The following is a 16,629-nucleotide window of genomic DNA, read 5'->3' on the forward strand; positions in this document are numbered from 1 at the left end:
CTACACCGTTTTTTGTCTGACGCCGCGATTAATCGAAACCAGCCGAGGATTTTTTTTACAGACTTTCAAAACGTCTTTCCATGAGAAACTGTCATTCTCATTATAAAGCTCTTCTAATATTTTTTTTATCAACTCAAAGTCTTCTTCAGTATCCACAGTCCATCTGTATTCGCTTTCGTTCGTATGATTTCCGTAATTAAACAGTCGGTATTTTTCAGGATGCTGGTAAACATACAGCGTGACATGCTCTCTGTATGGCTTTTTATCGGCAGAATGGAATGCTTCTTCAAGAACACGAAAAGGGAGGACCTCCGTATCTAAACCACGTGGATAGGTCCTTTGCAGCGTATTCGACACATAATCGTATTGATCACTGTTTGTCAGAAAGGTTCCCGTAACTTTATCGATCACTTCCGGATCGATCAGCGGACAGTCGGAGGTCAGCCGGACAACGACATCGGCATGATACAACGTTGCCGCTTCATAATACCGGGAAAGGACATCTTCTTCTGAGCCGCGATATACCGGCACAGACAAACGTTCGCAAAGCTCAGCAATCGGATTATCCTTTTCATTATCAGTCGTGGCGACAACCGTTTCATCGATGGTGGACGCTCTTCCGACACGCTCCAGCTGGTATTCCAGCAATGTCTTTCCCAGAACCTTCTTAAGCACTTTGCCGGGCAATCGCGTGGAACCCATTCGGGCCTGAATAATCGCTGCAACTCGCATTCTATCCCACCCTCTTATTTTGCAAGATACGAAATCGTTCCAGTTACCGCCTGAATAACGTCCCTGACATCCTGCTCTGTCATCTTGGGAAAAAGCGGCAGAGTAATGATCTCGTCATAATGTTTTTCCGCATTCGGGCACAGTCCCCGCTCGTACCCCAGTTCCCGGTAATAGGGGTGTAAATATACCGGAAGATAATGAACGTTCACGCCAATATTCTGCGCCCGCAGCGCTTCAAAAATCTCACGACGATCCGCATTAATCTTGTCCGTTTTGAGACGGAGGATATACAGATGCCAGCTGGAATCCGTATCCGGATGCTGGTAAGGAACTGTCAATTCCGGAATGGCTTGAAAGGCTTCATTATATCGTTCGACAATTTGCTTCCTCGCGTCAATGAACTTCTCGATTTTGCTTAGCTGGCTTATCCCGAGAACCGCCTGAATATCCGTCATGCGATAATTATAACCGAGAAACTGCATTTCATAGTACCAGGGGCCATCGCACTTTTCCAGGTATTTTGCGTCACGGGTTATGCCGTGTGAACGAAACTGCAGAAGCTTTTCATAGTAAGCTTCCTCGTTTGTGGTTATCATACCGCCTTCCCCGCTTGTGATCTGTTTGACAGGATGGAAGCTGAACATGGTCATATCACTGATGGAGCCGACTTTCTTTCCTTTATAATGTGAACCGAGTGAATGGGCGCCATCTTCGATCACTGTCAGGTGATGCTTCCGTGCGAGTGCCATTATTTCATCGAGCTGCGCAGGCTGTCCGGTATAATCAACCGGTATAATCGCCTTTGTCCGAGCCGTAATCTTTTTTTCAATCTCTGCAGGATCCATGTTGTACGTCCGACTGTCGATGTCGGCAAAAACGGGATTTCCACCACAATAAAGCACACAATTGGAACTGGCGGCAAAAGTCATCGGTGTGCAGATGACTTCATCGCCTTTATGAATCCCCGCAGCAAAACATGCACCATGAAGCGCTGCAGTTCCGTTCGCAAATGAAACAGCATACTTCGCCCCGACAAACTGAGCGATCGCTTGCTCAAATTCCTTAATTTTAGGTCCGGTTGTCAGATAGTCGCTTTGCAGGACATCTGTAACCGCCTGAATATCCGCATCATCAATCCATTGACGCGCGTAAGGCAAAAAGGTATTGCGAATCGGTTTCCATTGTACTTTTTGCATCCACTGTCACTCCTAAAAATTTCAGAGTTGTTCAACAAGGTCACGCAGATCCTCAACCGTCAGCCACTGTGTATTAGTATTGCTCGTATAGTTAAAACCTTCCGGCAGGCGGTTCACCCGATTCTCACCGCTCATATGCCACCATGAAAATTCCGGCTGGATAATATAATAATTGTCGCACTCCACCGTATGGCGAGCATCATCCTCCGTGATCATCGATTCATGCAGCTTTTCTCCTGGACGGATACCGACAATCTCAATCTCACATTCCGGAGCGATCGCTCTTGCCAAATCAACCACCTTCATACTTGGAATCTTCGGCACGAATAACTCACCGCCCTGCATTCTGCCCAGACTGTCAATGACAAACTGAACACCCTGATCAAGGGTAATCCAGAAACGTGTCATGCGTTCATCCGTCACAGGAACCTTACCGGTTTTCCTCATCTTTTGGAAAAAGGGTACTACACTCCCCCGGCTGCCAACCACATTTCCGTACCGAACAATGGCAAATCGCGTCTTTTTGTCACCAACATAGGCGTTAGCGGCAACGAACAGCTTGTCCGAAGCAAGCTTTGTAGCGCCATATAGATTAATCGGACTGCAGGCCTTGTCAGTGCTCAGAGCGATGACCTTTTCAATACCCCGGTCAATGGCGGCTTCAATAATGTTTTCGGCACCGCCGATATTGGTCTTAATCGCTTCAAATGGATTGTATTCGCAAGCCGGCACTTGTTTCAATGCGGCTGCATGAACAACAATATCGACACCGTCAAACGCACGATACAAACGCTCTTTATCGCGAACGTCCCCAATGAAGAAACGCATACGTGAGTCCGTATACTGCTGAGCCATCTCATATTGTTTGAGCTCATCACGACTGAAAACAATGACTTTCTTAACCGGATCATTCAAAATTCTTTTAATGAATTTTTTCCCAAAGGAGCCGGTTCCCCCTGTAACCAGCACCGTTTTACCTTCGAATAGATTGTCAACTGCCATGATGATCGCTCCCTAAACTGCATATCTGATTCACTTTCTCCACAAGTTCCTTAAAGCAAGGCGCCATGATACTTTCGTTAAAAGCACACTCGTTGGCGTAAATCTCAAATTCCTTGATCAGCATTTCCGCCTTCGTTCTGACATTCTTTTCAAACCGGATCTTAGGACTCACTTGTTTCAAATAATCCTCACGAATCCTCATCATAGGTGCAATGAACGTCTTATAATACTTGTTCCTTTGCAGCTTATGAAGAACTTTGTCAAACTTATCAATGCCCGCGGTCAATTGTTCATCTGATCCCGGGTTCATCATTGCTTTCACTTGTTCCATAGCTTTAAAAAACTGCTTGAGGAGATGATTAAACTCATGAGCCTGCTTTGTCATGCCCTGCACCTTAAGTTCAGTTCTTTTTTTATCATAGTGATTCTCACCATGACTCCACCCTGGAACAACTACAGATTCAGTCAATCTCTGATCAATGACCTGATCAAGAGGAATAAACTCTGTTCCATCAATTGCAGCCCCGCCTTTGGTCGTGTTAATCACTTCAACGTTTGGACAATCACTTATATACAATTCCAATTGCTTGCGCATACTGTCAAACGATTCACTTGTCGGAACACTGTCTCCATTGACACCTTTTACCGTTAATCTGCTTTTTTGCTCTTCTTCCTTTAACGTACTTGGTCTATTTTCATAGGAGATTCCCGTTGCATAAAATTGATTATTAAGATACGCGAGATTCTGTCCGACTAAAATAACTGTCCCGAATTCGAGTTTACTAAGCAACTCAAACGTAACAACTGCAATCGACGGGGCATCACTCAGCGTTTCAATCAAAGAATGATCGGTCGTTCGCAGGAATTGCGGCGCCACCGTATCCTGATTGATAACCATATGGAGCATTGGACCTTCATAGCCCTCAAGCGTTTCAAATCCGACGGTACTGCCAAAAATGAGAGGGATCGTTTTAATCTTTCTATCGTTTATAATCTGAATGACACGATAGTTATGTCCCTGAGGATCATAGGTACAGGCCGCATCCGGATAGATGTCGTGTTTGATCAAGGCATTAATCGCCGAACCAACGGAAAAAATGTAAGCAAGTCCGTCTTCTTTGATCCGTCTTAAATTGTCCCATTCTTCGTTCAGGGACGGGCCGGCCGATACAAGAACTGCAGGCTTACCTTTAAAATAGGATTTATATACATCATGGAGGATGTTTGGCGTCCGTAAAATTTCAGGGAAGTTTTTAACGGCATTAATGATCCATCTTTTTTGAAAGGATACATTCGTTGCCATACTGTCTTTTTTCGAACGAAGCATATTTTTAAATTGATCAAGCAGGAGATCGATATTTTCCTTATATATTTTTTCATAGGCAGGTAAAACAAAAAAATAGAACCTTTCTCCGAGCTGATCCATGTATTTTTGAACACGTGCCGTCACTTCTTGCTCACTGCTTGTAATAAACGACAATTGTTCGGACCAGTCGTTCAAATTCTGATTAGACAAAAACAGCTGTAAAACCTGTTGATCGGGTTCATAGATTGAGAATGCGGTATTGGGATATGCCGAAGAAAAAGCCTTGATCGCATAGCCTAGCCCCGAACCTATGAACAAAACATGGTCATACTGTTCCATGGATGATAAACTGTCGATTAGCCGTCCGGCTTCCCGTTCCGGATCATACTTGCTATGTATATATTGGTATGTGCCGTCCACATTCAATTTCAAGGTCGGCAGCCCATTTCTTGCCGTCTCCAGGATCACTTTTCCATTGTCAGCTTGTTCACTTGGCCGAGTCAGCTCTTCCAATAATGGTCTGTTACGGAAGCGCAGGTAGTTTCGATTTTCGATTAAGATCATGTTTCAGACTGCTCCTTCACTCCCAATGTCCTCTTAATTTCATCGGAAAGCCGTTTCAATAAAGGCTCAATTTCATAAAGAACGAGGTCCGCGATCAAAACCGTATCTCCAGACTGAAGCGCTTCTTCCACATTTTTCAATACTTTTTGCAACGAAGAAAAAATTGCCGTATATTGTCCCCAATTTTCCGGATGCTTGTTTGTCCGATCAATAGCGGTCAACATCTTTTCCAGCCACTGCACGCCATCAAGCAGCTCCTCAAATGCGAGCCAATCCTCTTTGGACGGGTTTTTGTAGAATCGATCCGTCAAGTGGATGACACGGGGGATCGCCCGATCCAGATAGTCTTTCGCCAGCAGCAAATTATCATGAATGAATTCCATCAGCGTCTTCGTTTTCACTTCAAGAGTTTGGATGTCTGCAAGGTGACCTGCTAAATACGTTGCGCAGTCATCATAGATTTCCACTCCATCCGCGATCATGTGACTATAATAGTTATCCTGATTCAGGAGATTGTTGATCGAATCCACCACTTGATTCACCGATGGGTGAAGAAGTGTTATCTGTTGATCATTGATCATTAAATCCATGACTATACCTCCACTATTGCCTATCATATACCCTTCATCTATTATATCGGATTAATGAGCAAAATTTAGAGGAAAAAATAAAAAACAGGCCCCTTATAAAGGAGCCTGTTCTTAGATCGATAATTATCTGAGCAACTGAAGCACGCCTTGAGGCAGCTGGTTTGCTTGATAGAGCATTGACTGAGCAGCCTGGCTAAGAATATTATTCTTTGTGAAGTTTGACATCTCTTGAGCCATGTTTACATCAGTAATTCGCGATGAAGCAGAAGTCAGATTTTGTGAAGACGTAGTCAAGTTATTTACTGTATATTGAAGGGCGTTTTCGGATGCACCCATTTTGGAACGTGCAGCCGACACTTTCTGGATCGCGTTATCAATAGCTTTAATCGCAACATTTGCAGAACCTTGACTAGTAACCTGCAATCCATTAACTCCTAAAGCAGCCGTGCTCATATTTTCAATCGATATCGTCAGATTCTGCCCCGTATTTGCTCCAATTTGGAATGTTGCCGAACCATCAGCACGCTTATTAGCAGCGGCTGTTGTTTCTGTAAAGGAAGATAAAGCATTTGATGCAGCATTTCGCACAGCGCCTGATGAGGAGGTAACTGTGATCGAAATACCATTGATCGCACCAGTGTATCCTGAAGTTTTAGCGGTTTCTACTAGAGCACCACTTCCATTAACTGTCAGAGTACCACTAGTTATTTTGCCTCCGAGTGTAGTTAATGTATCACCAGAAGCTACGGTAAAAGTATTTGTCGTTGTTTTTCCGTTAACAATATATGAAACCGAGATTGTGTCGTTCTTGGCAATACCTAAGCTGTTTCCATTAGAATCTTTCAACCCGCTTAATGTAGTAGTTGCAGACGCTTTACCAGCGCCAGAGTTCAATGAAACACTCGTATTGACGTTTTGAACCGCATTTGCAACCCCTGCACCCATCGAACCGTCAAGGAGATTTTTCGTGTTGAATTGTGTCGTACTGGCGATGTTATCAATCGTTTTGGTAAGGCTGTTCATTTCGTCCTGAATATTTTGGCGGTCCTGGGCTGTGTTCGTGTCATTTGCAGACTGGACAGCCAGCTCACGCATACGCTGCAGGATATCTTGCGTTTGGGCCAGCGCACCTTCACCCGTCTGAAGCAAGTTGGAAGCATCTTGCGCATTGTTGCTTGCCTGGTTTAACCCGCGAATCTGGCCTTGCATTTTCTGAGAAATCGCGAGACCCGCAGCATCGTCAGCCGCGCTGTTAATGCGGAGACCCGATGACAGTTTCTGCAAAGATTGTTGTGTGGCGTTCTGGTTTTTCGTCAACTGATTCAACGTGTTTAACGCCGCAATATTGTGGTTGATAATCATATTCATTTTCCTCCCTGAGTAGTGAATGCCCACGTCCGTGTGGAATAATGTCTGACATTAAGGAAGGCGCCTTCCTTAACCGCCCTTTCAGTGTATATATCGTCAAAGGAGGAAAGATGTTTAGAAAAAAATTGGATATTTTATTTATTTACGAGATTTTTAGTCCAGGTTATTAGATATCTCGTTTCTTCACCATGCACAAAAACTCTGTGATCGTCGTGATTTTGCTTAGTTTATTCATACAGGTTTTTATCGGCTTTGTTTGGTTACAAAGTTTTGCTGTATACAATGTGGGGATTATTTCAATGAACTGACCGTTCAATAAATGGAAACAATGACAGTGATAGATCATGAACAATCTCAGATTTTTTGCCATTCCTTTTAAGCCACTTGACGTTTTCATAGGAAATGTGCAACGATTCGGTTAAGGTGATTCCATGTCAGACCATTTTAAAAAAATCGGCGGCTTTTTTTCACTGGAGCTGCCCAAGCGAACCGAATATCATTCCCGGGCGTTACGTCTGAACAGCGCCCGCTACTGTCTTGAATATATACTGCGCGTCAGAAACTATAAGAAAATTTATCTGCCTGCCTATATCTGCGACAGCGTGCTTCAGCCGGTGAAGCGTCTGAACGTTAATTACCACTTTTATCGAATTGGAGAAGATTTCGCACCTGTGTTGGGCAGAGAACCGGAGGAAGATGCCTGCTTTCTCTATGTCAACTATTTCGGTTTGAATGGTCAAAATGTCCGAAAGATCTGTTGCACTCAGAAGAATGTCATCATCGACAATACGCAGGCTTTTTTTGACCGGCCGCCGGCGCACATCGATACCCTTTACTCGCCGCGGAAGTTCTTCGGCGTTCCGGACGGTGGCTATTTGTATACTGACGCTGAAAGTCGGCTCAATCTGAAACAGGATCCGTCTTATTATCGATTCGATGCCCTGCTGAAACAGATTGACCTCGGCACTGCGGCAGCCGCTCCGCTTTTTAAAGAAAACGAAGCCTATCTCGACCGGTGCGGTATGCAGGCGATGTCCCGCCTGACGCAGCGACTGCTGATGAGTATTGATTATCAGCAAGCCCTTACAAAAAGAAATGAAAATTTCCGCTTTTTAAACGGACTGTTGCGTCCATGCAATCGGCTAAAAGCGGCTTTCAACGATTTAGATGGACCGATGTGTTATCCGCTATTGATAGAGCGTGGCGAGCAATTAAAAGAATTTTTGATCGAACGCAACATCTACGTCAATGATTACTGGGAGGAAGTGATGGCACGTGTTCCGACCGGCAGTTTTGAGTACCGCCTGGCAAGGGACCTCGTTCCGCTGCCGGTCGATCAGCACTGCAACATGGCGAACATGCATGCCATCGTGGAGGCTGTTCTCGATTTTTTGAGATTCACACGCGATATTTGATTTTAGAAAAAGAGAAGATTGAGGAACGTTCTTATGATTGAGTCAACGGCTTCGCGAACGATTGTACTCCCCACCCATGAACTGTCTCTACCCGCAGGCATGAGTCGCGATAATCATCAAGACACTTAAGCGTGACAAGCGATCCAGTAAATAGACTAATAATATTAGTGCCGTTTTTATCCTGGCTTCAAACTTATTGCTGCCGATTATTTGAATAAGTTCTTTTTTTTCTGATTCAATTTTTATGCGTCATCTTCACTTTATTTTTATCCTTGATTTCTATCTACTTTCATAATACGTTTTGTCCTGTTTGCTACATTATTTTTTGAATACTGATTATCCCGTTAGCTCATGATCAGACACTGTCTCTCGCGTTGCACAGCTGTAAGCAGGTGATGGAAAAGTTTCCAATCCACCTTTAATGCAGAGGTTATCGCCCTAAACTTGAGGACAATCACCCTAAAAGGTCAAAGAATCGCCCCAGACTCGAGGACAATCGCCCTGAAATGCAGAAGAATCGCCTTTTAGAAATAAAGCATTCTTCAGCCCATCGAAAAAAATTGTGATTGAGCAGGATAAGCAGTATCGCAACACTGTTCTCTGCGTTGAAGGCGATCAGCCGTTTGCCTGTATCGAACCATGGACAGCCCGGACAAATGCATTCAATGAAGACAGCCTGCTGCTGGTGAAATCCGGAGAACCATTGAAACTGAATCTTTCTTTCTATCTTGAAGATCGCTAAACCACTCTTAAAGCTCAGGATGATCGCCCATCCTGAGCTTTTTGCATGCGTTCTAAAATTTTTAAGTTTGGGATCTGGCTTTTGTAATCACGACGTTACCTTGAATTCACCAGACTGAGTTTTCTTTTGGCCAGTTCTTTCTGATTGATAAAATTCTGGATCGCGGTTTCTTCTTTTGCCGTAAGGTTGCAGAATTGCACACCGTAAAAAAAAATTTGACCGTCCGTGCTTCAATTCCTTCCTGACCACCGTGCCGACCAAATAGATCGGTGTTTTATCTTCCGCCTGGAATGAAATGTTGATCAACACGTTCTCAATAATGGGGAAGTCCAGCCTGCATGAAAACTTGAGACCGCCGAGGCTGATGTCGATCATGTCGGCGCTGATTGTTTTATTATTCAGGGTCTGAAGCAATGGGTCTCCGAAATCGACGATCCGAATGGTGCACTTTTCATGAGCCAGCGAAATTCTGTGATGCCTTCTCTTTTCAAACCTGAAGTTATAGGGTCGATGTTTTTTAGTCGACCGACTCCTTAGTTTGGCTATGACTTTTCTCTCCCGTTCTACGACTCTCCGATAATGGAAGCGGAATATCAGATAGACGGTCAATGTCATGATGATTTCCATTCCGATAAATCCTACAACACCCAAGTTTATAAGCATTGGGTACACCTCACAATATAAGGGCAAGGGGTTCGGGTTTACCAAGAGCAAAACCTTGGGCATATTGAATGCCTAGTGACCTGGCGACATCAATATCACGGGCTGTTTCCAAGCCTTCAAGGATTAGTTTCAGTTTAAATTGTGAGCAATATTGGACGAGAAATTTAACATAGGCCTGTTTTCTTTTTGACGCGAACAAAGAGGAGGTAAAATATCTGTCCAGCTTGATGTAGTCCGCATCAAGCTCGATCGTCCTGTTGATATCATCGATGCCCTTGACAAAATCGTCGATCGCCATGCCCAATCCGTGCTTCTTCAACTCTCTTACAGCATTTTCTATTTCATCGAAATCTCTGATTTTTTCATTTTCCACAAATTCCAAAATAATAGATTGACTAGAGGCTGGAAAACGATCAATAACGGTATCGATAAGGGGAATAAAATTACTGTTCAGTACCGTTGAGGGATATACATTTATAAATAATTTTTTCCCTTTTTCCAAATAACCTGTTTTAAAGTAAGTGTAGACAGCTTTACGAAGAGACCGCGAATCTAATTCGTAAAGTTGCCCTCTTTTTATTGCAAGATTGAAAGCCTGTTCAGGATTTGTAAAGAGCTGGGAGCGAAAGAGCGCTTTCATGGCCTTTGACCGTGTGATCGGTCAGATCAACGATGGACTGAAAGTGATGTTCAAACACCTCATTTTTTATAAAGTTACTTACTTTGGTACACATTTGCTCATCTCCTTAATTGCTAGTGAATCGCAGTCTCCTCAAAAAAGCGGGTTTTGTTGAAGTATGCAGGCTTTTATCCCTATGAGATTTTTATCTCTCATGAGACAAAAAACAGGCTGCGCCGAATAACCGACGAGCCTCCTGAACTCAACTTTTTTCGGCAACCCGGCTGCCCTAGCGATCCCGCCTTAGGCCCGTGGCTTTGCGACCTTATCTTTCGATAAGTGTGCCATTTCGCAAATATTTTTCCATTGTGAATATATTAACATAAATAGTTGTTAATTCCAATGTATATGTACCTATTTTATGGATTTTTCAGTCGAATTTACTAATAATTTCTTTTTTTGTAACTCAACTTGTCGAACTAAACCCAAATTTCACTAGATATGATCGATCAAGTCTAGTAACTTTTATCGTTATTCATATACACAATGTTTTCAACTTATTCCCAAGTGAATTTCACATTTTTATGCATCCAGTCTGCTGAGGAGAAATTTAAAACGAGTAATGAACAAAAAGGTGCATCACTCGTTTTATGTATCCTTTTTCTCTTTTTTCATGTCCTTCATAGCTTGGAGTACGTCATCAGGCAGCTGGCCGGTTGCGGCCTGACTGTTTTCTTGCTGAATCGCCTCGTAGATTTCCTGGCGGTAGATATCGATCTCTCGGGGAGCACTGATACCGAGTTTTATTTGATCACCGTCGACAGCGACGATTTTTATCTCAATAGTGTCTCCGATCCGGATCGACTCTCCTTTTTTACGTGTCAATATCAGCACAACCTCACGCCCTTTTCTGCGGGGTTTCCGTTTCGGGTGTCAGCCGCTCCCTTACGGAATAGGAAGACTGCTCCGGAATATACTGTTTGCCGATCCTTTCCCGGGTGTTAATGATCACCGGGGCTTTCAAATTAGCCGTCGACTCGGAAAAACGCGGCTGAACACTGACAATCACTTGAACCGCCACGTCTTTTTCGGACTGTACGGCAAGCTGCCTGACGAAATGATCCGGCAGATCCACACTGTATTCTTTAAAGAAAAGGAACGGTGAGGTCGTAATAAAAGCAACCTCCGCATGATCGGTTGACTGCAGGATGGAAAAGACCTCACCGAACGGCTGGAAGATAAAGCGCCTTTCATCGGCGAATCCGGGCAACCCCGCAGGGAACGTCACGATCTCTGTCTCATCAATTTCCTGTTCTCCGAAATACTTCGTCAAAATTTTCATGATCCGCTTTTATCCCTTCTCTTCAACATGATTCAGACGCCAAGTACAAAGTTTATATTCATTATGTACCCCGAACAGAACGACTATTTTAAAAAGTCGACAAGCGATTGCTGGATGATCTTGGCACCGACCGCCAGCGAGGCATTGTAGACATTTTGCTGCTGATTCATATTGACGACGGTCGCCGCGAAATCCGCGTCTTCGTTGTTTGACATGATTTGAGTCGCCATCGTGTTTTGTGAATCGAGCTGACTGCTGATCATGTTGATGCGGCTCTGCTTGGCACCGACGTCCGCCTGTGCGCTCGATGTATCATTCAGATGTGTGTCGATTTTATCCAGAAAACTTCCGATCTGCTGTCCGGTGGACGACGGATTGTTCAATGCGTTCTTTAAATCATTCAGATCGCTGAACAGGCTGCTTGTGAAAACCTGATTCGGATTCACGTTCACAGGCATAGAAATGCCGTCACTCACGCTGATCGTCAGGTCGGGATTGGCGAGCGCTTTCTGATTAATCGATACCGCCCCTGAACTGTCCTGAGTCAGCAGCGGATTCTGCGTGTCTTCCCCGCTGAAAATATACTGCCCGCCAACCTGCGTGTTGCCGATCGTCACGAGCTGCTGGGTTAACTGACCGACCTGGCCGGCGATCGCCTGGCGCTGATCCGACGTATAGGTATCATTGCTCGCCTGGACCGTCAGCTCGCGTATGCTGTTCAGCACGTCATTGACTTGGGACAAGCCACTGTCCGAGCTTTGCAGCCACTTATCAGCCGTTGTCGCGTTTTTCTGGTACTGGGTGATATGATTGACGTCTGTACGATAGGCAATGCCCATAGAAGCAACAACCGGATTCTGGGACGGACGGGTGATTTTCTTGCCGGTTGCTAGCTGATTCTGATAATCTGCCAGCTTTCCGTAGCCCATCGACATATTCTGCAGAATATTATTGGTCATCATGCCTTGTGTAATCCGCATTTTTTATCACCCCATCTGGTTAATCAATGTGTCAAGCATCGTATTCAAAGTATTGACGACTTTGGCTGCCGCGCTGTAGGATTGCTGAAACTGGATCAGGTTGGTCATCTCTTCGTCCATAGACACCCCGCTGACCGACGACTGCTGGTTCTGCGCCGCCTGCAGCATCGTCTGCGTGTTATTTACAAACTGTCCGGCTGACTGGGCATTGACGCCGATTTGGCCGATCAGTCCCTCCAGATAGTTCTTCAAGGTCGTGGATGAACCCGAACCGTCTACATTATAAGTATTGACCGCAATGACGTTGGCCATCGCTGTCGCGCTTGAATTATCACCGCTCGGCGCCCCAGACGCGGCGGAGGTTACGTCGCTTCCCTGCAGGCCGCCGTTGACATGAATGTTCCTCGCAGTGACTGTGCCGGGGCTGGTTCCCGATCCTGTTCCGAGAAAAAAGGTCCCTTTAGCCGGGTTGTATCCGGCGCTCCCCTCATAAGCCGCGTTAAACGCAGTCGCAAGTGTGCTTGCCATATTATCGAGACTCTTCAGCACGCTCGGGTAATCGACCGTATAGCTGTCAATGATACCCTGCAGCTTGCCGGACATATTGGTCAGTGTTCCGGATCCAGACGGTGTCCCGTCCAGGTTGACCAGCGTTGTTTGGACACTGGGAGCCGAGGTACCCGACCCGGTTATCTGCGTCTGAAGGTGCGTATTGGTCAGTGCCGTCCCGTCGACAAGTGTGGCCGGGGGATTAAATGAATTTCCGTTCTTATCAACGATTTCAATCGTATATTTTCCATCCGCGAGCGGTGACGGATTGCCTCCGCTTTTGACCGTTGAAACCTTGACATTAACAAGCTGAGCCAGTTTGCCAACGAGAGCATCCCTCTGATCGTATAGGTCGTTTGTAATTAACCCGTTCGCTTCCTGGGTGCTGATTTCCTTGTTCAGGGCATTGATCTGATCTGAATAGCCGTTGATCAGATTAGTATTGGCGGTAATCTGCTGACTGAAGTTGTTCTGAACCTGGCCGAGCGACCGGGCGATGTTGTTAAAGGTGTCAGCCACTTCCTTCCCATTCTGGAGAACAACGGTTCCGGTACCGCTCGTACCCGAGTTGCCCGCCAGATCCTGCAGAGACTGCCAGAATCCATCAAGTACAGATGAAATGCCCGTATTGGTTGGTTCATTGATGATACCCTGCATCTGGGTGTACGCGTCGTTTACTGCCGACCAGTATCCGTTCTGATTCGAATTGTCGCGAACCTGCTGGTCGACAAACTGATCACGGATACGAATAATCGAATCGGCATTGACACCGGTGCCAATCTGACCCGCGCCGCCGGCGGCATTGATCCCGATTCCGGGATAAGGCAGCCAGGTAGCCATGTTGACCCGCTGGCGCGAGTACCCGTCCGTGTTGGCGTTGGAGATATTATGTCCGGTCGTTTGAATGGCTTCCTGCTGTACAGCGAGCGTCCGCTGCATCATGTTCAAGGTGGAAAAAATAGGAATCATCCTGTGAAACCTCCATTAAGCGCGGGAATCAATCCGTCCGCTGAAGACAGACGGAGAAGCCTGTCCCGCTTTCAGATTCCCGTAGTTTACTGACGTGATCTGCGGATACAGCAGATTAATGTTTAACCGGATCCATTGCAGAGACTGCCTGAGCAGATCTTGGTTCAGCTGGTTGGCCTGTTTCAGCGTGAAAACCGAATGGGCAAGCTCCCGAAAAAGAGCCTGCCATTCAGGCCGTTCACCGGCAGGCACAATGGAAGTTTCCCATTCGCTGAACGTCGGCGTCTTAACGTCTTTCCCTGCATTCCTGACGTCCTGCGCGGCAACTTCAGCTCTTTTCCTCTCGGCTTCCCTAAGCTCTTCGACAAGCGGCTTTTCCAGTTCAACAAGGCGGCCGACTTCCTGAATATCGCCATTTTTGATGGCATCCGTCTTTTTCAAAGCGAACTCATATAAATTCGCCTGAATGTCAATTAATTGTCTGATGACGCCCTTCATTGTATCCACCGGCATCTTTCACACTCCCCGCCGGAAAATAAGCCTGCCCTTCCGCCGGCTCTATTCCTCATTTTTGATTCCAGTAAGCATACATTTTCTTTGCAACGTCTTCAGAACCTACATGATAGGTTCCGGCATCTACCTGAGCTTTAATCTGATCCACTTTTTGCCGGCGTCCTTCTTCCAGCCTTTGAGAACCTTGAAGCCGCTTGGCTTCAGGAGAAATCTCAATTTTGTCATTTCCCCCGGCGGGAGCGGACGGCTGTTCTGCCGGCTTCCCGGGTTTAAAATTGGTATATGGCTGAATTGGCTGATAATGGTTGATTTTCATATTGATCACCTCATTTTAGAGGAAATGGATAAAACATCTTCACACAAGCTTCTGCGTTTTTTCGTTCACTTGTTTGAGAAAGCATGTCGACAATCATGTCACCGTATGTCTTTACATGTTTTTTATCGGCTAGAAAGGAACCAATGTTTAATTGGGTTCGGGATAGCCGGGTTATCAGGGCGACAGTCTGTCGGCACGTTTATCTTGTATGATATGTTTTTCGTATTTTCATCTCATCCTGCTTTTTCTGCCGTATGTTTTCCTGACCGATTTCCTTCTCAAGCCGGCTGCGGCAGTTATGGCACAGAACGCCTTCCTTAATGATTGATCCGCACGACCGGCACGGGTAGCCGATGTTCGGGAACATGGCCGGTACCAGCCTGCCTTCCCGGACCCACTGATAGATCAAATCGGTTTCAACACCGGTCGCTTCGTGAACCTGAGGCACAGTGGCCGTTCGGTTCTCCTGACGGGTAATATAATGGTAGACGACGTCAAACTGGCGATCCTGTTCTTTCAGGCATTCCGGACAGAGCCGGGAAGCCACTTTCACAAAAAGTCTGCCGCAGTTCGCGCAATTGGCAAGTTCCGCCAAAGCAAACCCTCCTTTGAGAACTCTTCTTATATTATAATCGAAATGATTCTCAGCTTACACTCTGTAAGACTATCGGACGCATCCTTCAAAAGTTTTAGATACTTGCCACAAACGTGCTCGCATTTTTTACACCTGCGGCCGTGTTCATGTTAAAATTTGTATTGAATATGTTTATCGGAAGAACAAACGGTCCGCTGCATTGCAAAAAGACCTTTTCAGCATTCACAAAGCTGATCGGACGGAACGGTTACGGAAAAAAAGCCCTCTTTTTTCAAATTGCACGGCTTATCTCAATATAAATTTTTATTGTCACGGCTATGATAGAAGGTGTATTCGTGCGTTTTACAAAAAAAAATTGGTTTGTCTGGTTTGTCCTTTTCGATCTCATGCTGGCCCTGATTATCGTAAATATAGAACTGCCCGCAAGCTCCGGTGCTGCAAAGCAGCAGCCGTTCTCACTATTCGATTCTATCGGCCGTTTTTTTGCCGGGGCGGGTGCGGCAATTGAAAAAGTGACGCAAGGTACGGCTGAAGCCGTCTCCGGCGGGCATTCGGAAGCATCTCATGTTCTGATCGATGTCCCTGAAATTCGCCAATATCCTGAATTACCCCGCGGCTGCGAAGTCACATCGCTCGCCATGCTGCTGGAGCAGGCCGGTGTCAATGTTAGCAAAATGGAGCTCGCGCGCCAGGTTAAAACAGAACCCTATTACCAAAACGGACAGTTCGGCAACCCGGATCACGGTTTTGTCGGAAGCATGACTGATCTGAGCCAGCCCGGCTATGGCGTATACCATGAACCGCTCGCCAGCCTCGCACGCGACTATCTTCCCTACCAGATCGTCGACTTGAGCGGCAAGCCGTTCGATGCTGTACTCGAACGGCTTCGCGCTGGCTTTCCGGTCGTTGTGATAACCAACGTCACGTTCAAACCGCTCCCCGGCAATGATTTTCGAACGTGGAAAACCACAAGCGGACAGGTCACCGTCACCAACATGGAACACGCCGTGCTTGTGACCGGATTCGATCAAAATCACATCTTCTTTAATAATCCGCTTGGCGGGAAAAATGAATCAGCCGACAGAAATACCTTCATCCAAGCATGGCAGCAGATGGGAAGCCAGGCCATCAGCTATCATAAATGGCCGTTTTTTTAGTCGCTCCGCAT

General features: G+C 45.8%; 18 protein-coding genes and 1 riboswitch. Of the genes, 3 read left to right on the forward strand and 15 right to left on the reverse strand.

Annotation, left to right across the window (positions count from 1 at the left end; translation table 11 throughout):
- The 6 genes from IEX81_RS09210 to IEX81_RS09235 form a co-directional block, all read right to left on the reverse strand.
- Window positions 1–732, reverse strand: a complete 732-nt coding sequence (locus IEX81_RS09210; protein WP_188802777.1) for a cytidylyltransferase domain-containing protein — start codon at window positions 730–732, stop codon at window positions 1–3.
- Window positions 733–746: 14 nt separating this feature from the next.
- Window positions 747–1,928, reverse strand: a complete 1,182-nt coding sequence (gene pseC / locus IEX81_RS09215) for a UDP-4-amino-4,6-dideoxy-N-acetyl-beta-L-altrosamine transaminase (RefSeq protein ID WP_188802778.1) — start codon at window positions 1,926–1,928, stop codon at window positions 747–749.
- A gap of 21 nt (window positions 1,929–1,949) precedes the next feature.
- A complete protein-coding gene (pseB, locus tag IEX81_RS09220) occupies window positions 1,950–2,930 on the reverse strand; it encodes a UDP-N-acetylglucosamine 4,6-dehydratase (inverting) (protein ID WP_188802779.1) in 981 nt (326 codons plus the stop codon).
- Window positions 2,920–4,800 carry a motility associated factor glycosyltransferase family protein gene (locus IEX81_RS09225; RefSeq protein WP_188802780.1) on the reverse strand — a complete coding sequence of 627 codons (1,881 nt, stop codon included), beginning with the start codon at window positions 4,798–4,800 and terminating at the stop codon, window positions 2,920–2,922. Before IEX81_RS09225 ends, pseB begins: the two co-directional genes overlap by 11 nt.
- Window positions 4,797–5,390, reverse strand: a complete 594-nt coding sequence (locus IEX81_RS09230; RefSeq protein ID WP_188802781.1) for a DUF8042 domain-containing protein — start codon at window positions 5,388–5,390, stop codon at window positions 4,797–4,799. Before IEX81_RS09230 ends, IEX81_RS09225 begins: the two co-directional genes overlap by 4 nt.
- 123 nt (window positions 5,391–5,513) lie before the next feature.
- Window positions 5,514–6,752 (reverse strand): flagellin N-terminal helical domain-containing protein, encoded by a 1,239-nt coding sequence (locus IEX81_RS09235; protein WP_188802782.1) that lies wholly within the window; start codon window positions 6,750–6,752, stop codon window positions 5,514–5,516.
- 437 nt (window positions 6,753–7,189) lie between these two features.
- Between IEX81_RS09235 and IEX81_RS09240 the strand changes: the two genes are divergently transcribed.
- A complete protein-coding gene (locus IEX81_RS09240) occupies window positions 7,190–8,173 on the forward strand; it encodes a hypothetical protein (RefSeq protein ID WP_229727543.1) in 984 nt (327 codons plus the stop codon).
- 562 nt (window positions 8,174–8,735) lie between these two features.
- Window positions 8,736–8,915, forward strand: coding sequence for a hypothetical protein (locus IEX81_RS09245; protein WP_188802783.1), 180 nt, complete (start codon window positions 8,736–8,738; stop codon window positions 8,913–8,915).
- Between the two features lie 87 nt (window positions 8,916–9,002).
- Here IEX81_RS09245 and IEX81_RS09250 read toward each other — a convergent pair whose 3' ends face one another.
- The 9 genes from IEX81_RS09250 to IEX81_RS09290 all read right to left on the reverse strand — a co-directional run bounded on the left by IEX81_RS09250 (window position 9,003) and on the right by IEX81_RS09290 (window position 15,461).
- A complete protein-coding gene (locus IEX81_RS09250; RefSeq protein WP_188802784.1) occupies window positions 9,003–9,578 on the reverse strand; it encodes a PilZ domain-containing protein in 576 nt (191 codons plus the stop codon).
- Window positions 9,579–9,588: 10 nt separating this feature from the next.
- Window positions 9,589–10,218, reverse strand: coding sequence for an EAL domain-containing protein (locus IEX81_RS09255; protein ID WP_188802785.1), 630 nt, complete (start codon window positions 10,216–10,218; stop codon window positions 9,589–9,591).
- A gap of 250 nt (window positions 10,219–10,468) precedes the next feature.
- Window positions 10,469–10,553: riboswitch (cyclic di-GMP riboswitch) on the reverse strand.
- Window positions 10,554–10,845: 292 nt separating this feature from the next.
- Complete coding sequence (gene csrA / locus IEX81_RS09260; protein WP_188802786.1) at window positions 10,846–11,091, reverse strand: carbon storage regulator CsrA; 246 nt, start codon at window positions 11,089–11,091, stop codon at window positions 10,846–10,848.
- Between the two features lie 4 nt (window positions 11,092–11,095).
- On the reverse strand, window positions 11,096–11,539 hold the full coding sequence (gene fliW, locus IEX81_RS09265; RefSeq protein WP_188802787.1) for a flagellar assembly protein FliW: 444 nt from the start codon (window positions 11,537–11,539) through the stop codon (window positions 11,096–11,098).
- Window positions 11,540–11,622: 83 nt separating this feature from the next.
- Window positions 11,623–12,519, reverse strand: a complete 897-nt coding sequence (gene flgL / locus IEX81_RS09270) for a flagellar hook-associated protein FlgL (RefSeq protein ID WP_188802788.1) — start codon at window positions 12,517–12,519, stop codon at window positions 11,623–11,625.
- 6 nt (window positions 12,520–12,525) lie between these two features.
- Window positions 12,526–14,037 (reverse strand): flagellar hook-associated protein FlgK, encoded by a 1,512-nt coding sequence (gene flgK, locus IEX81_RS09275; protein ID WP_188802789.1) that lies wholly within the window; start codon window positions 14,035–14,037, stop codon window positions 12,526–12,528.
- Window positions 14,038–14,052: 15 nt separating this feature from the next.
- Window positions 14,053–14,550, reverse strand: coding sequence for a flagellar protein FlgN (locus tag IEX81_RS09280; protein ID WP_188802790.1), 498 nt, complete (start codon window positions 14,548–14,550; stop codon window positions 14,053–14,055).
- 52 nt (window positions 14,551–14,602) lie between these two features.
- A complete protein-coding gene (gene flgM, locus IEX81_RS09285) occupies window positions 14,603–14,866 on the reverse strand; it encodes a flagellar biosynthesis anti-sigma factor FlgM (RefSeq protein WP_188802791.1) in 264 nt (87 codons plus the stop codon).
- A 199-nt stretch (window positions 14,867–15,065) separates the two neighbouring features.
- On the reverse strand, window positions 15,066–15,461 hold the full coding sequence (locus IEX81_RS09290; protein WP_188802792.1) for a TIGR03826 family flagellar region protein: 396 nt from the start codon (window positions 15,459–15,461) through the stop codon (window positions 15,066–15,068).
- Window positions 15,462–15,796: 335 nt separating this feature from the next.
- Here IEX81_RS09290 and IEX81_RS09295 point away from each other — a divergent pair, with 335 nt between their 5' ends.
- Window positions 15,797–16,618, forward strand: coding sequence for a C39 family peptidase (locus tag IEX81_RS09295; RefSeq protein WP_229727544.1), 822 nt, complete (start codon window positions 15,797–15,799; stop codon window positions 16,616–16,618).
- Window positions 16,619–16,629 lie beyond the last annotated feature (11 nt).

Origin of the sequence: Sporolactobacillus putidus (genome assembly GCF_014647035.1) — a bacterium.
GTDB classification, from domain to species: domain Bacteria; phylum Bacillota; class Bacilli; order Bacillales; family Sporolactobacillaceae; genus Sporolactobacillus; species Sporolactobacillus putidus.

Excerpts from the sequence above, each read along its gene's own strand:
- IEX81_RS09210 (WP_188802777.1), bottom strand. The coding sequence starts at position 732 with ATGCGAGTTGCAGCGATTATTCAGGCCCGAATGGGTTCCACGCGATTG.
- pseC (WP_188802778.1), bottom strand. The coding sequence starts at position 1,928 with ATGCAAAAAGTACAATGGAAACCGATTCGCAATACCTTTTTGCCTTAC.
- pseB (WP_188802779.1), bottom strand. The coding sequence starts at position 2,930 with ATGGCAGTTGACAATCTATTCGAAGGTAAAACGGTGCTGGTTACAGGG.
- IEX81_RS09225 (WP_188802780.1), bottom strand. The coding sequence starts at position 4,800 with ATGATCTTAATCGAAAATCGAAACTACCTGCGCTTCCGTAACAGACCA.
- IEX81_RS09230 (WP_188802781.1), bottom strand. The coding sequence starts at position 5,390 with ATGGATTTAATGATCAATGATCAACAGATAACACTTCTTCACCCATCG.
- IEX81_RS09235 (WP_188802782.1), bottom strand. The coding sequence starts at position 6,752 with ATGATTATCAACCACAATATTGCGGCGTTAAACACGTTGAATCAGTTG.
- IEX81_RS09240 (WP_229727543.1), top strand. The coding sequence starts at position 7,190 with ATGTCAGACCATTTTAAAAAAATCGGCGGCTTTTTTTCACTGGAGCTG.
- IEX81_RS09250 (WP_188802784.1), bottom strand. The coding sequence starts at position 9,578 with ATGCTTATAAACTTGGGTGTTGTAGGATTTATCGGAATGGAAATCATC.
- IEX81_RS09255 (WP_188802785.1), bottom strand. The coding sequence starts at position 10,218 with ATGAAAGCGCTCTTTCGCTCCCAGCTCTTTACAAATCCTGAACAGGCT.
- fliW (WP_188802787.1), bottom strand. The coding sequence starts at position 11,539 with ATGAAAATTTTGACGAAGTATTTCGGAGAACAGGAAATTGATGAGACA.
- flgL (WP_188802788.1), bottom strand. The coding sequence starts at position 12,519 with ATGCGGATTACACAAGGCATGATGACCAATAATATTCTGCAGAATATG.
- flgK (WP_188802789.1), bottom strand. The coding sequence starts at position 14,037 with ATGATTCCTATTTTTTCCACCTTGAACATGATGCAGCGGACGCTCGCT.
- IEX81_RS09280 (WP_188802790.1), bottom strand. The coding sequence starts at position 14,550 with ATGCCGGTGGATACAATGAAGGGCGTCATCAGACAATTAATTGACATT.
- flgM (WP_188802791.1), bottom strand. The coding sequence starts at position 14,866 with ATGAAAATCAACCATTATCAGCCAATTCAGCCATATACCAATTTTAAA.